Genomic DNA, 15,015 nt, shown 5'->3' on the forward strand with positions numbered 1-15,015 from the left:
TACGAATAAAAAATGGAAAACGTTTGTGGTTCCAATAAAAAGTTGTAACTTTGCACAGCATTTTCGGAACGTCCGATGCATTTGATGTCGTAACCCGTTGTGATTAAGGCGGCTAACGACGGAAAGATGTAATTGCAAATCACATTAATCAAAACAAAATTATGTATTTAGACAAGACAAAGAAGGCAGAAATCTTCGCACAGTATGGTAAGGCACAGAGCACAACTGATACAGGTTCAGCTGAGAGCCAGATTGCTCTTTTCTCTTATCGTATCAAGCACTTGACCGAGCACGTAAAGAAGAATCGCAAGGACTACGTTACAACTCGTTCATTGACACAGCTCGTTGGTAAGCGTCGTGCATTGCTCGATTACCTCTACGATCGCGACATTGAGCGCTACCGTGCAATCATCAAGGCTTTGGGTCTCCGTAAGTAAGATTTCTGAAAGCAAAAAAATAAAAGGTAAGAAAGTTAAAGTTGGTTTATCCATACTTTACTTTCTTACCTTTTTTCTTTGTCTCCTGCTACTATTCTATTTGCTCTTAAGAGATAGTATTGTTTCCTTTTCTATTTTATCTCAATATTCTAAGTATTAGTACGTCCGTGTAAGAGGGTTTTCTAAAAGCTTTTAGAGCTCTTGATTTTTCTTTACATTATCTCCCGATGGCATAGTAGCATAATAGTAAAAAACAGTCTTTTTATGCACCTTTGTAACTCTTTTATATTGAGGATGTTACAGGAATAGTTTGCAAAAGGTGCTTAATAGGCTTGCAAAAGGGCGTTAATAAGACTTCAAAAGGGCACCTTTTAGAAGCCAAAAGGGCGTTAATTCGAGTCCAATTAAGCCTTAATAAAAATCGAAGCGGTGAAAAATATTTACAAAGAGGCTGGTAATTACGGTATGATTTGCCTTAACAGAAAATCGGTCATCGCATATTATGAGATAATACACAATGACCGACTTGGCTTTTAATCTTTTTATTGGAGTTTGAAAACTCAATATTATCCGTATTTGTTATACAGATAGACTCTTTTCCTATTTCTTAATCACTTTCTTACCATCAATGATATAGATGCCTGCAGGGAGCTCCTCCCAAGGCTGTGATAGGCGAAGCCCTTGCAAGGTAAAGATGTTCAGTGCTCTGCTCTGCTTGGTTTTAAGCAAGTTAATACCATTAGGTCTCAACTCATCAACCGTAGAGAATGTGTTGCGTAACACATTTGGATTCCAAATGTCTTCTCGTTTTCCATCTCTTTCAACCTCAATGTGTATCTCGTATGAATGATTAGCCTCTAATTGAGAAGCAGCAAAGGTGATACGTGTTTGGGCTGCATTGTTGTCTGCATCACATGGAAGATAGACATTATTGATGGTACCCAAGTCTATCCACTTGTTACTTGTCAAATCGAGTAGACGATAATGAATTGGACCGCGGTAGCCATTTCTAATCTGATAGCCAGATACTTTAGAATGTACTTGCAGACTGATATTCTTTATCTTATTAAGTTGGAAGGTGCTGTAATTGGCGTATTCACCATCCGCATAGTAGTCGAGGAAAGTTAATTCGATATTTCCATTATTGACATAAGGTATTACTTCGATTTCGAAAGGCTCTTTCATGTCAATAGGTATCTCTACTTCAGTTCCTTTTCTATTGGCTTTTATTGATAGTTTGACGTCATATTTACCTCTTGGAAGATTCCCTAAACTTGGTTTGTTGTAATATAATGGAAGCATATTAATGACAAAGGTGGTTCGTCCAAGACGTTGTGCAACAACGTTTGGAGTAAGAAGATAACCATTATATTCTTTCTTTGTCTCTTGATTTGTAAGTGTCATCACAAGTTCGCCACGCACCTCTTCACGTCCAGGGTTATACATCGTGAAACTGAATGCACCTTTAAATCCAGAACCTTCATAGTAGGGTGCAAGTAGGCTTGGAGCCTTTTCAATAACAACTACATCCTTTGGGTTGTTTGTATTGAGCTGTACTGCATTTGGAGTGAGTTTTACTTCTACCTCATTGGCGTGATTGATTGGCTTCCAGTCGCCATGTTCCTTTGTCTTGGTATCGAGCATCTCAGAGAATACTGGTACCAAACGGTAGTTTCCGTCAGCAATACCCTTAAAGTTAATATCAGCAACATCAAATGACATGGAAGTAAAGATAGATGCCCATGTTTGGTCGCCAGCAGTTGAATCAAAGATTTTTACTCGTTCGTTCTTCTCATTATAGAGGGCAAGTGCAACCTTCCCAGTGAATACACCAAGTTCACCTTTAACTGAACTATATGAGCCTAACCTCTCAATCTTTGCACTGAAACTTTCAGAGCGGTTTGCTTCAGTCTTGTCAATAGTGAGCGATGTGGTGGTTCTTGCATCTAATCCGCGTTCTATATCCTTAAAAGGAACAGCCTTGCCGTCATTAGGATGGGCAAAGACAACTGAGATGTCATCCCAGAATGTTCCGCTATTGAGGGCAAAGCCTGAAACATTAAGGGTAACTATGTTGATATCGAAGTATCCGTCGTTTTCGCCTCCCCAGCCCCAGTTGGTGTGAATGAGCCCCTGCTCATCATAGCCATCATAAACAAAGGCATGAGGTCCACCTACTACTAAGACTGGATATCCATCTGAGATTTCTTGCATCACCTCATTGAGGAAGTCATTGGCAGGAAGGAAGTTTTTGTCAAGATAACGTACGGTATAGTCGAACTTGTCGCGAAGTGCATTGCAGGCACGCTGTAAATTTGAGTCACTTCCTTTAATATAGTATCTCATATGGACAGCCTTACCAATATCATACATCAACACGCCAACGGCTTGTCGAGATTGTTCTGCTCTCATCTCATTAGTCGTGTTCTTCATTTCATCCCACCAATAAGTAGCGCTTTTCTTAGCATCATCACCTGTTGATGCAATATAATCTTGTGGTCGATTCTTAGGCCATTTGTTGTAGAACATCACCTGTGCTGTGGCTGTTGCAACACAACCTGTAGGTGTATGCTGACCATTACTTAGTGGGGTGTACTTATTGAAAGGGTCATACTGGCTCCACTTACAAGTAAGCAGGGGTTCTACCTTTCGTTTGATAGGACGCTGTGGGGTAGTAGTTGTAGCTTTAGAACGCACCTCCTTTACAACACGTTCATATTCCTTTAAGAACAGTTTGAAGTATGGAGGCTGATCGTTGGGATTTTCTGTCATCTTATCTCCATAACCCACGAGCTCGTTGAGTTTACTTTCTCCAGAAATAATAACGAATTTCTTGTCGTTTGGATTAGTAAAGATGTAATAGGCTGGTTGCTCATTAGCTTGTGATGAGCGGGTTTTTGGAGTATCGTTCGATAGTTTTGGGTTGTTGATGTATTTAGTTGCAATACTCAAAGCGCGTGCTTTGGTGATGGGTTCTGCGTTAGCAAATAGAATGTTTGTGAACGCAGTTAGTACTAATAATAAAGTTCTTTTCATTTGTTTATCTTATTAGTCAATTATATTGGTTTGTTATATTTTATGTCAGGGTTGTATAAGTTTGAGAACACTTAAAACAAATAGATTTAGTTTATTTTATGACTTGAGGCAGTCTAATCCTCCCATATCTCCTTTAAAGGAAGCATAACAAATTCACGCTCTTCCATAAGAGGGTGGGGAATGATAAGGTCTGGTTCATTGATATTTAGCTTGTCGTAAAGCAGGATGTCAATATCTATGATGCGGTCTGTATATTGTGCATTGATAGACTTTTTTACTCGTCCCATCTCTATTTCTATGGCTTGAGTAGTCTCTAATAACTGTCGGGGAGCAAGCGATGTGGAGACACATACACAGGCATTGAGGAAGAGATTAGGACTCTCAAACCCCCAAGGCTCCGTTTCATGAAAAGAAGATTGGCGCAAAACTGTGCCAATCTTTTTTTCTATCAATGCTATCGCCTCGTGCATAATAGCCTTTCTATTGCCAAGATTTGTGCCGAGGGATAAATAAACTATGTGCATATTAATCGTTGAGAATCAACAATGAGTCGCCGAAGCAACCAAACATATAACCATTCTTTACCGCTTTGTCATATGCTTCCATCACAAGATCATAACCTCCGAAGGCTGCTGTTTCCATCAATAAGGTTGAATATGGGTGATAGAAATTAACCAACATAGAGTCAGCAAAGCCAAAGTTGTATGGAGGGAAGATAAATTCATTGGTCCAACCATCGTACTCTTTCAACATACCATCTGTACCAACGGCTGTCTCTGTAGCCTTAACAACACTTGCACCGACGGCACAAAGGCGATGTCCTGCCTGTTTAGCACCATTGGCAATACGACAAGCATCAGCATTGATGTGCATCTCTTCAGAATCCATCTTGTGCTTTGTAAGGTCTTCTACTTCAATGTCATGGAAGTTACCTAAGCCACAGTGCAAGGTGATGAATGCTTTCTTGATTCCCTTAATATCCATCATCTTCATCATGTGTTCAGAGAAGTGGATGTTTGTGCCTGGTGCAGAGACTGCGCCTTCGTTCTTTGCAAAGACTGACTGGAAGTGTTCCATGTCGTCAGCTGTTGCGTGTGCAAACTCTTCTCCGTCCTCCTTTGGACGATTGTCAATGATATAACGTGGTAATGGAGCTTCACCCAATGCAAACAACTCACGCTTAAATTCATCGTGAGGACAGTCATAAAGGAAACGAAGTGTGCGACCACGAGAAGTCGTATTGTCAATAACCTCAGCCACCATTGTGCCAGACTCGTCAAAGAAAAGCTTGTTTCCGATACGAATCTTACGTGCAGGCTCAACCAATACGTCCCAAAGACGCATCTCCTGATTCAACTCACGAAGGAGGAATACCTCAATCTTAGCATCAGTCTTCTCCTTTGTTCCATACAGACGAGCTGGGAAAACCTTAGTGTCATTGAAGATAAAAGCATCGCCCTCATCGAAGTAATTGAACACATCTTTGAAGCGGATGTAGTCTTCTTCCTTAGGTTCACCATTGATCTCACCCTTAAACATGTCAATCTTTCCTGACTTACGGTGTAACACCATCAGTCTACCTTCGTCACGACGTGTAACAGTAAAGGTCTGTGTACTGCCGTCAGTACGAGTCAATACACGTTCAGATGAATGTGGATATAAGGCTACCTGCTCTTTTGGTAGGTTGAATTTAAACTGTGAAAGCTTCATATTTATTTATTGGGGAGTTTATTATTTTTCTATTGTTTGTTGCTGAAGCCATGCTTCAAACTGGTCATAATTGACGCAGTCTTCCACTCTTACGTCTCCAACACGTGTGCGGCGCAATGCTGTAAGATAGGCTCCGCTATTCACTGCTCGTCCAAGGTCGCGTGCTAATGCACGGATATAAGTACCTTTACCGCAGACGACACGGATTGATAATTGCATCTTCTCTGCATCGAAGTCTACTACTTCTATCTCATCAATGCGAATGTTCTTAGGTTTTAACGTAACATCCTTACCTTTTCTTCGATAGTCGAAAGCACGCTTACCATCCACCTTTACAGCACTGTAAGTTGGTGGAATCTGCTCGATATTACCCACAAACTGAGGAAGTGTAGCGTCTATCAGTTCCATTGTAATATGCTCAGTTGGGAATGTTTCATTCACCTCATGCTCCATATCGTAGCTTGGTGTGGTTGCTCCCAACTGTAGGGTCGCTGTATATTCCTTTGTATGTGTCTGCAAGGTTTCAATCTGTTTTGTCATCTTACCCGTAGCAAGGATGAGTACTCCTGTAGCCAAAGGGTCTAAAGTACCTGCATGACCAATCTTTACTTTTCCGTCATTCGCCTGTGTACAAAGGTAGCGTACGTGCGCTAATGCCTTGAAACTGGTGATTCCGTAGGGCTTGTCGATAGGGATGATTACTCCTTCTTTGAAGTTCATTAGGGCAATAAGTATATAAGATTAGTCAACCATATTCAGTGGAATATCACAGAGCAGCATTATAATAATGATAACGCCAACGATGATACGATACCAACCGAACCACTTGAAACCATATTTTGCAAGGAAACTTACAAACCATTTCATTGCCAATAGCGCAACGATAAATGATATAACACAGCCTACAGCGAGCATTATAAGGTTATGAGCAGACGCCCATGTGCTGTCACCTTTTAATAAATCAAGTAGGTCGAGCAGTGTTGCACCAGCCATAGTAGGTACTGCAAGGAAGAATGAGAACTCTGCTGCACGCTTACGTGTCAATCCGTTTGCCATACCGCCAACGATAGTAGCCATAGATCGGCTTGTGCCAGGGATAACCGATAGGCACTGGAAAAGACCAATGCTAAAGGCACGCTTTTCTGTTACTTGATTCTCTTCTTTTCCCTTATTGAACAGTTTATCACAATAAAGCATGAAGATACCACCCACAACGAGCATTATTGCTACAACCCAAACTGAGTCGAGCAGCCAGTCAAGTAAACCACTTTTCTTAGCTGCTAAGCCAATGATAACAGCTGGTAGGACACCAATGAACAATAACCAGTAGAAGCGGATTGGATGAATAATCTTCTTGAAAGTACAAGTTTCATCAGCAGGTACAGGTGTATGGTCAATCTGGAAAAAGCGCTTCCAATATAAGCATACGACAGAGAGGATAGCACCAAACTGTATGATGAAGGTAAAGGCATGTACAAACTCGTCACCTGATGGTACACCTAAAAGATTTTGTGTAATAATCATGTGACCCGTAGATGACACGGGAAGGAACTCCGTCAGTCCTTCGACAATGGAGATAATAATCGTTTGTAAAAGTGTCATTATTCCTCCACTTCTTTAGTTTCTTTCGGCTGATAGAGGATAGCACCAATGATAGAGATAAAACCAATAAAGGTAACAATAGGTGCAATCGTGATATGGCGTGCACTAAAGATGTCTGGATCAAATACGGTTTCAGTAGATGTTCCACCACTCATAAGGATAAAGCCGAGAATAACAACGGCTACACCTATAGCCAACAAAATAAAGTTGGTCTTACCAAAAGCTAAATTTCTTTTGTCCATATTCTATTTTTGAAGAGTTCAAGGGGCTGAGATTGAGAAGTTAAAAAGATGAGTTGGAATAATGAGTTTTTCTCTTTTCCATCTATAAGAAACTTTTACTCTCTTATCTTTTCCTCTTTTTACGGTTCCTTTTAAATCTTATATAAGTCACCTGCCTTCATGCGCAGGAACTTGTTTACTGACAACCATGCGCAGAAGGTTGCAATAATCACACCAAAAGCTAACATTACGATTGCTGTGATAATCAATGCATCCCATGACAATAATTTCGTAATCTCTGGTTCCTTTTCATAGAGGAGACATATTCCTATACCCAAGACTACAATAGCCAATAGGGCTGAAACTAATCCTTCTAATACTGCACGGCGCAAGAATGGCGCACGGATAAAACTCCATGAACCACCAACAAGTTTCATCGTGTGGATTGAGAAACGATGTGCATAGATACTCAATCGGATAGTATTGTTAATCAGAGAGAATGAGATGATGGTGAGCAATACAGCAATAACCAATAACACCAAACTAATCTTACCCAATGTTTGGTTTACACTTTCTACCAAACTCTGTGGATAAGTGATGTCACTCACACCACGATAGGTACGCAATTGCTGAACAATATTGCGGATAGAGTCATTGTTAGCATAGTTAGCCTTCAACTGTACTTCTACCTCACCCGTAAACGGATTTTCACCTGCAAATTCGGCAGGGTTGGCACCTAATTCTTTGGTTCCATCCTTCAACGCCTGTTCTTTACTGATAAAGTTCAAGCTATTGATATAATGCAAGGTGCGAATACGCTCGCAGAGAGCAGTACTCTCTTCCGTATTCATATCGGGTTGGAGAATCATTGTGATAGTCAGATTCTCCTTTACATAAGAACTAAGATTGCGACTGGTAAAGCCTGTAAGTACAACTATACCAATCAGCATCAGTACCATAGCTGTACTGATACATAGTGTGACAACCTGCAGACTATGACGACTGCGGGCTTTGTTTCTCTTTTTTGCCATTTCTTTAATAAGGTATAATACACCAAAGTTGTTGCAAAGATACTGCAAAATAAGGTAACGACAAAGGAAATTATGCTTTATTTAGAGATAAAAGATGAAACTTGTGAGCATATTACTATGGAAGGGAAGGTAGGGGAGTTATGCTCGAAAGTTTTAAAATAATTGCGTTGTTTTTTCTCTTTAACCGCCATAAGAGGTTTTTAATGTTTTTATTTTATACATATAAGTAGGCTAAGTTCAAAGGTGATATTTTTCTGTTTTGTAATAAAAAGCTCACACTTAAAAATGAATAGATGCTCTTTAAGGCTCTTAAAGACGCCCAATTAGCTTCTAAAAGGTGCCCTTTTGAGGTCTTATTAACGCCCTTTTGAAGTCCAATTAAGCACCTTTTGCGCTGCTGTTTTGTAACTATCTGATTTGTATTAAGTTACAAAGGTACTTAAAAAGGATGTTTTTTACCTTTTTAGATGAATATTTTATGAAATAATGTAAATAATTTTCACGACTCTTATTGTGGTGATAATGCTGTTGTATGTCTGCATAAAATATTCACAAATCGTATGTGCTTTGCAATAAAATCATGCAAAATACGTTTAACAAATATAATCTTTAACAAAATAAATAACAAAACCTATGAAACGAATAGCTATTCTAATCGTATTAGTTGCATCAACTTTGGTATCAATGGCACAGAATAAATTAGGTACATGGTCAGTGATACCGCATGTTGGAGTGTCAATTTCTTCTTTGTTAGGTGGGTCTGGTATTTATGAAGTTGCTGACAATGAGGTTGTTGAGGTTAAACCCTATGCGTCATTAGGCTTTATTGGCGGAGCAGATGTGATGTATCAAGCATCAGATGTTGTTGGCGTTTCAGCTGGTTTATCTTTTGTTCAAGCAGGTTGTAAGTTTAAAGATGATAAAGAGAAGAACTCTGTAGTATATAATCGTAATTTGCGAATGAATTATGTTGCAATGCCGATTCTAATCCATAGTTATTTGTTACCAGGATTCTCAGTAAAGGCAGGTGTAGAGCCAACTTGGTTACTTGGTGCAAGAAGTCATGAAATACAACAGTCGTTTGATGTGGACAAGGAGGGTAGGAAGTCTAACTTCCACGAAGATGAGTTTACTATCGATATAAAGAATGGTATGCATAAGTTTGGTCTTTCTATACCAGTTGGCGTAAGCTATGAGTACGAAAACGTTGTGTTAGGAGCATTATATCATGTGGGAGTCTTTAATATTTACAAGGAAGGTGACTCTTCTCGTAGCAGCGTGTTTGAGGTGTCTGTAGGTTATAAATTAAATCTTTAAGACAACGCTAAGGCTTTTCTTGTTTATTAAAGAAATAGGATAACCATGTAATATCGTTGTTCGTTGTCTTTCATTTCAGGAAGAAGTGGAAGGCTACTAATTAGGATCTTCAGGATTTTGGAGTGATAAGGTTTGCCACTTATGTTTAGAGTTTGAAGTAATGTCACACGGAGGAACGGAGAGAACGGAGGATTATTAAATACAAAGCTATAGTAGTAACGGAGGCACCGTCGGTGCATAGAGCAACGGAGCTTGTTTACTAATTCTATTAGCAATTTATATACAAAACGTTTATTCCAAAATATTTAGCAAGAATCTGTACGCTACACCTCCGTCACTCTTTGTGCCCTCGGCACCTCCGTGACATTGCGTTACCTCCGTCCCCCTCCGTGACTCTGTGTGCCTTATATGTAAGAGTTTAGTTTATCACTCCATATTTCGGAAGAGTCACTAATTATATGAGTAAATTGCTTATAGTGGTTAAGATTTTCAGTAAATAGGGCTGTAAATTAAAAAAAATACCGTAAGTTTGCACATTATAATAAATATGATGAAACGGAACTTTTTAATCACATTATTTTTAATAGTGAGCTTGGGTACTATTGCTCAAGTGAATCATCCTATCTCTGTTCGTAGCGATGAACGGCCGTCAATGGATAAGATTCAAGCGTATATTGATTCACTAAAATCGCTGAAGGATAGTGTGTTTACACGTAAGATGCCGAAAGTTCAACGCGGGCAGAGGCTTCGTCGGAATGATATGCGATTGTTTTTACCACTGACCTATTATGGTAATGTGGCAGAAAGACTGTTTACACGTGATAGAAAGGAAAGTCCAATTCTCTCAGAGTTGATGCACCTTTACTTGACACGTCCTGACCTTGTGGAGGGCACTGATCGTATGGTACAGCAACAGCAGACGAAATTAGATGATATTAAAGCACCAATACATCATGATCCTACATTGGTAGAGAAAGTGGCTGATCGTCCTGTTGAGCCAACAAATGTACCTGTAGATGTTTTGGTAAAGCGTCCTAATTTCTGGACGTTTAGTGGTGATTATGCTCTACAGTTCCTGCAGAATTACGTATCTGGAAACTGGTATAAAGGTGGCGAAAGCAATTATTCTGCTTTGGTTTCATTGGTCATGCAAGCTAATTATAATAATAAGCAGAAAGTGAAGTGGGAGAACCGTTTGGAATTAAAATATGGTATGCAGAGCAGCCGCTCCGACTCCCTACACAGTTTTAAGAGTACAGAGGACTTGATTCGTCTTACCTCTAAACTCGGTTTGCAGGCAACAAAGCGTTGGTATTATACGGTTCAGTTTATTGGCAATACGCAATTTAGCCATTCTTACCGTTCAAATGATCCAAAGATTTATTCAGCTTTTGCAGCTCCGTTGAACATAAACCTTTCTATCGGTATGGATTACTCGGTAGACTGGATGAACCATCGTTTGAAGGGTAACTTCCACTTGGCACCATTAGCCTATAATATGAAGTATACTCGTATGTTAGAGTTGACGCGTCGTTTGGGTATCAAGGATGGTAATCATTTCCTGCATGACTTCGGTTCTGAGTTTACGGTTGATTTAGAATGGCAGTTGATGGAATCGCTTACTTGGAAGACACGCCTGTATGGCTATTCGACTTATAAGCGTACGGAGTTAGAATGGGAGAATACCTTTACCTTCCACTTTAATCGCTATATATCAAGTCGTGTGTTTATCTATCCTCGTTTTGATGATGGTGTACGTCGTGATGACCATTATGCCTTTTGGCAGTTGAAGGAGTTTGCTTCTATAGGTTTCCAGTATAGTTTCTAATTGAATGATGCAAGTTAAAAGGTATAGAGGCAGTTTCGTGGGTTCTATCATCAATATAACCTTAAACGTAGAGGAAGATGAACGTAGCGGAGTATCTGAAACTTGAAACGTAAATACTAACCATCCCCTTCTCGTACAGAGAGGGGGATAGTGTGTGTTATTATAACTGCATTTCTTTTACTTTTTTTATAATCAATAGACTTTGTGATTCAAGATTTTTATGTACATTTGCATCGTAATCAATATTAATACCGTTTTTATGTAGATTTTATTGAGCGCACATTTGTGAAGGAATCTAATTCTTTTAATAAGTTAATATCAAAAATAATAACAATAAAGACTAATCAATGAAGTATCATCAACGCATGTTTAGAACTTTAAGAAGGTTACCTTCTTTGGTGTTTCTGACAACTTTTATCTTGATGCTTTCGTGGAGTTCTCCTGCTTCTGCACAAGTAGCGGGTAAGAAATTCTCGATTTCGTTTAAGGATAAGAGTGTTGCTCAGATTTTGGATTTCATTTCTACAAAGGGAGACTACAAGATTAATTACTCTGACGATGTTAAGAACGACACGTTGCTTCTTACGATATCGTTTGAGGATGTAGACGAACTGAGTGCTGTGGAAAATCTATTGTCTCACTCATCTTTCGTCTATAATATCGATGGCAAGGTGATTGATGTGTTCAAGATGAAGAACGCAACACAAGGACAATACACGATTCGTGGCACAGTAAAAGACAAAGACGGATTGGGAGTGCCTTTTGCTATTGTGCAAATTAAGGGTACGTCGCAAGGTGTTACTGCTGATATTGACGGTAACTTCTCAATGCCTGTAGAGAAAGAAGAGGGGACGATTACTATCTCCAGCGTGGGCTATGATGCTAAAACGCTAAAGTATCATGCTGGTAAAGCTATGAACGTTATCCTGACTTCTTCAGCTATCGCAATGGGTGAGGTTACGGTTGTTGCCTATGGTAAGCGTAATACACGTGAGCAAGTGGGTGCTGTGGCTTCTGTAAAAGTTGAGGATTTGCAGAAGGCACCAACGGCAAGTATTGAGAACCTCTTGCAGGGTCGTATGGCTGGTGTAGATGTAACTAACCTCTCAGGTTCACCTGGTGGTGGTGGTTCTCGTATTACTATTCGTGGTTTTAGTTCTCTTAATCAGAAGGGTATCAATGATGGATCCCCTCTCTATGTGATTGATGGTATTCCTGTGTCAAGTAGTGCAGGAGATGCAACGGGTGGTATCAACCCATTGTCAGGACTCGATCCTTCAAGTATTGAGTCTGTACAGGTACTTAAGGATGCTGCATCAGCGTCCCTCTATGGTTCACGTGCTGGTAATGGTGTTATCCTTATTACAACGAAGAAGGGTAAGTCTGGACGTTCTGAAGTGAGCTTCAATTTCTCACAGTCTCTTTCTTGGTTGCCAAGTACACCAATGCAAACCCTTGGTAAGGGTGAACGCGATATTGCACTTCTTCTTGCAAAGAGTCAGAGAGGTGCACATTATGATTATATCACGGATAAGTTGATTTATCCAGGTTCTTATAAGGATTCCTATGGTTGGGATGCTGATAATGATGGTGCTTACGACTATTTGTGGCGTAATGGTAGGGTGTTAGACCCAGAACGTCGACTGCCTGGTATTGCACAAGATTCACTTAATACCTTCTATAATAACAGAACAAACTGGTGGAAGTATGCCTTCCGTGTTGGTAAGGTGACCAAGGCTGATATGTTGTTGGCTGGTGGTACTGATAATATTCGATATATGGTTAATGCTGGTGTCTATAATGAGACTGGTATTATGATTAGTTCTAACTTCCGTCGTTTTAGTTTGTTGAGTAATCTTGATTTCAATCTGTCAACAAAGTTGAGTGCTTTCACACGTATTAATCTTACATATGCTACGCAGAAAGCTGGAGCAGATGGAGGTCGTGTGCAGGGATTGACATTCGATCCGAAGCGTACATCAACTCTCTTGCCTGGTAAGGGTAGTACTGCTGAGCAAGTGGCATTGAGGCAATTGAAGGATATTGATAAGACCAACTCAAATTATAATGTTCGTTTGAGTGTCGGTTTGAACTATAACATCTTGAAGGGTCTGAAGTTCTCTTCTACTTATTCGCTTGACCATTACTTCACACGTGTGTACACGTTCACACCTGATTATTTGAAGTATGATAAGAAGTCTGAGGTTCAGGCTTCCAATATTGCAATGACGAATATCCAGACAGAGAATATTCTTACTTACAACTTGGCATTACCAAGTGAGCATAAGTTGGAGTTGATGGCTGGTATGACATATAACTATGACTTGTTGCAGAACTTAAGTGGTACTGCAAAGGGTGGTCCTACCAACTCTATTAAGTATGCTGGTGAGGGATGGCCTTCACTCTTCAATGATGGTGGAACAGTAAGAGCCGCACAGAGTTTCCTTACTAACCAGCAGGAGCAGTCATTGCTCAGTTTCTTAGGTCGTGCAGCTTATAGCTATAAGAAGCGTTACATGGCAGAGCTTTCTATCCGTGCAGATGGATCAAGTGTGTTCGGTAAGGATGTACGTTGGGGAACCTTCCCTTCTGTTGGTCTTGGTTGGGCATTCAGTGAAGAGCACTTCATGAAGAAGTTCTGGTGGTTAAGCTTCGGTAAACTTCGTGCTTCTTGGGGTAAGTCTGGACAGAAGTTCCAGGAGCCTTATTTGGCATTGGGTGTGATGGAGGAGAGTAACATCTTTAACGGTTCGTTAGGTCTTATCCCACAATCTATGGCTAATAAGAAGTTGACTTGGGAGGAGAGTGACCAGTATGACCTCGGTCTTGACTTGCAGATGCTGGATTATCGTTTGAAACTCAAGCTCGATTATTACTATAAGTATTCAAGCAAGCTGTTGATGCAATCTTATCTTCCAGGTAATGTCTTCCTTGCTACAAATATGTGGGATAATGCATCTGCTATCTCTAACGAAGGTATCGAGTTCGAGGCTCAGTATGATGTTATCCGCAAGAAGAATTGGAACTGGAGCGTAGGCTTCAACCTTTCTCATAATAAGAACATGCTGCGTAAGACATACAATGGCGAAGACCTTAATGATAAAGTCTTAGGTCGTCCAGTCTATGGTATCTATACTTTCAAGGATGAGGGAATCGTTCAGAAGGAAGAGGATATCCCAATGTATCTTAATGCATCAGGTAAGCAGATTCCACTTTACTTCCAATCAATCAATAATCCATTGCGTGTGGGCGGAAGAAAGATTAAGGACCAGAACTATGATGGTGTGATCGATGATAAGGACCTCTATTATGCTGGTAGCACACTTCCTGCAGTTTATGGTGGTTTGAATAGCCACTTGGAGTGGAAGGGATTGAGCTTTGATGTACTGTTCAGCTATACCATTAGCCGTAAGGTTATGAATATGTATAAGAACAGTGCCTTCACCTTTACAAAGGACTTTGGTGTTATTATGAACTACTTCCATGCTGGTGACTTCTGGACAACAAGCAATAGAGATGCGAAGTATCCATCACTTGAGTTTGCTGATAAGGATTATGTAGGTCAGTTTGATGGTAACGTCGATTCTAACATTGAGAATATTAGCTTCCTACGACTCAAGCAGTTGGTTATTGGTTATCAGATACCTAAGAACTGGCTGAAGGGTTCATTCATCAAAGATGCTAATGTTTACCTCAGCGGAGAGAATTTGTTCTTGCTTACCAATTACTCAGGAGTAGACCCAGAAATTATTAATCCTTATTCTGGTAAGGACGATGGAACACAGTATCCATTGAATAGAAAGGTTACTTTGGGTCTCAACTTAAAATTCTAA

Annotated in this window: 11 protein-coding genes; 4 read left to right on the forward strand and 7 right to left on the reverse strand. The window is 40.0% G+C overall.

The window, feature by feature from the left end:
- Window positions 1-161: 161 nt before the first annotated feature.
- Window positions 162-437, forward strand: a complete 276-nt coding sequence (rpsO, locus tag HMPREF0659_RS02450) for a 30S ribosomal protein S15 (protein ID WP_004360506.1) — start codon at window positions 162-164, stop codon at window positions 435-437.
- 600 nt (window positions 438-1,037) lie between these two features.
- Here rpsO and HMPREF0659_RS02455 read toward each other — a convergent pair.
- The 7 genes from HMPREF0659_RS02455 to HMPREF0659_RS02485 all read right to left on the reverse strand — a co-directional run bounded on the left by HMPREF0659_RS02455 (window position 1,038) and on the right by HMPREF0659_RS02485 (window position 8,037).
- Window positions 1,038-3,473, reverse strand: coding sequence for a C10 family peptidase (locus HMPREF0659_RS02455; protein WP_013263841.1), 2,436 nt, complete (start codon window positions 3,471-3,473; stop codon window positions 1,038-1,040).
- Window positions 3,474-3,586: 113 nt separating this feature from the next.
- Window positions 3,587-3,997: a 2-amino-4-hydroxy-6-hydroxymethyldihydropteridine diphosphokinase gene (gene folK, locus HMPREF0659_RS02460; protein WP_013264624.1), complete on the reverse strand. Its 411-nt coding sequence runs from the start codon at window positions 3,995-3,997 to the stop codon at window positions 3,587-3,589.
- Between the two features lies 1 nt (window position 3,998).
- Window positions 3,999-5,183, reverse strand: coding sequence for an S-adenosylmethionine:tRNA ribosyltransferase-isomerase (locus tag HMPREF0659_RS02465; RefSeq protein ID WP_013264503.1), 1,185 nt, complete (start codon window positions 5,181-5,183; stop codon window positions 3,999-4,001).
- Between the two features lie 21 nt (window positions 5,184-5,204).
- Window positions 5,205-5,903 (reverse strand): tRNA pseudouridine(55) synthase TruB, encoded by a 699-nt coding sequence (gene truB, locus HMPREF0659_RS02470; RefSeq protein ID WP_013264661.1) that lies wholly within the window; start codon window positions 5,901-5,903, stop codon window positions 5,205-5,207.
- A gap of 21 nt (window positions 5,904-5,924) precedes the next feature.
- Complete coding sequence (locus HMPREF0659_RS02475; protein WP_013264446.1) at window positions 5,925-6,785, reverse strand: undecaprenyl-diphosphate phosphatase; 861 nt, start codon at window positions 6,783-6,785, stop codon at window positions 5,925-5,927.
- Window positions 6,785-7,027 carry a DUF3098 domain-containing protein gene (locus tag HMPREF0659_RS02480; protein WP_013264781.1) on the reverse strand — a complete coding sequence of 81 codons (243 nt, stop codon included), beginning with the start codon at window positions 7,025-7,027 and terminating at the stop codon, window positions 6,785-6,787. Before HMPREF0659_RS02480 ends, HMPREF0659_RS02475 begins: the two co-directional genes overlap by 1 nt.
- Before the next feature lie 131 nt (window positions 7,028-7,158).
- The gene (locus tag HMPREF0659_RS02485; RefSeq protein WP_013264035.1) at window positions 7,159-8,037 is read right to left on the reverse strand and encodes a cell division protein FtsX; all 879 of its coding nucleotides are present in this window, start codon (window positions 8,035-8,037) and stop codon (window positions 7,159-7,161) included.
- Between the two features lie 633 nt (window positions 8,038-8,670).
- Between HMPREF0659_RS02485 and HMPREF0659_RS02490 the strand changes: the two genes are divergently transcribed.
- From HMPREF0659_RS02490 to HMPREF0659_RS02500, 3 genes are all read left to right on the forward strand, one after another.
- A complete protein-coding gene (locus HMPREF0659_RS02490; protein ID WP_013264850.1) occupies window positions 8,671-9,354 on the forward strand; it encodes a porin family protein in 684 nt (227 codons plus the stop codon).
- Window positions 9,355-9,904: 550 nt separating this feature from the next.
- Complete coding sequence (locus tag HMPREF0659_RS02495) at window positions 9,905-11,182, forward strand: DUF3078 domain-containing protein (RefSeq protein WP_044045965.1); 1,278 nt, start codon at window positions 9,905-9,907, stop codon at window positions 11,180-11,182.
- Window positions 11,183-11,529: 347 nt separating this feature from the next.
- Entirely contained in the window at window positions 11,530-15,015 is a 3,486-nt protein-coding gene (locus HMPREF0659_RS02500; RefSeq protein WP_013264909.1) for a SusC/RagA family TonB-linked outer membrane protein, read from the forward strand.

This window comes from Prevotella melaninogenica ATCC 25845, from assembly GCF_000144405.1.
Classification (GTDB): domain Bacteria; phylum Bacteroidota; class Bacteroidia; order Bacteroidales; family Bacteroidaceae; genus Prevotella; species Prevotella melaninogenica.

Excerpts from the sequence above, each read along its gene's own strand:
- rpsO (WP_004360506.1), top strand. The coding sequence starts at position 162 with ATGTATTTAGACAAGACAAAGAAGGCAGAAATCTTCGCACAGTATGGT.
- HMPREF0659_RS02455 (WP_013263841.1), bottom strand. The coding sequence starts at position 3,473 with ATGAAAAGAACTTTATTATTAGTACTAACTGCGTTCACAAACATTCTA.
- folK (WP_013264624.1), bottom strand. The coding sequence starts at position 3,997 with ATGCACATAGTTTATTTATCCCTCGGCACAAATCTTGGCAATAGAAAG.
- HMPREF0659_RS02465 (WP_013264503.1), bottom strand. The coding sequence starts at position 5,183 with ATGAAGCTTTCACAGTTTAAATTCAACCTACCAAAAGAGCAGGTAGCC.
- truB (WP_013264661.1), bottom strand. The coding sequence starts at position 5,903 with ATGAACTTCAAAGAAGGAGTAATCATCCCTATCGACAAGCCCTACGGA.
- HMPREF0659_RS02475 (WP_013264446.1), bottom strand. The coding sequence starts at position 6,785 with ATGACACTTTTACAAACGATTATTATCTCCATTGTCGAAGGACTGACG.
- HMPREF0659_RS02480 (WP_013264781.1), bottom strand. The coding sequence starts at position 7,027 with ATGGACAAAAGAAATTTAGCTTTTGGTAAGACCAACTTTATTTTGTTG.
- HMPREF0659_RS02485 (WP_013264035.1), bottom strand. The coding sequence starts at position 8,037 with ATGGCAAAAAAGAGAAACAAAGCCCGCAGTCGTCATAGTCTGCAGGTT.
- HMPREF0659_RS02490 (WP_013264850.1), top strand. The coding sequence starts at position 8,671 with ATGAAACGAATAGCTATTCTAATCGTATTAGTTGCATCAACTTTGGTA.
- HMPREF0659_RS02495 (WP_044045965.1), top strand. The coding sequence starts at position 9,905 with ATGAAACGGAACTTTTTAATCACATTATTTTTAATAGTGAGCTTGGGT.
- HMPREF0659_RS02500 (WP_013264909.1), top strand. The coding sequence starts at position 11,530 with ATGAAGTATCATCAACGCATGTTTAGAACTTTAAGAAGGTTACCTTCT.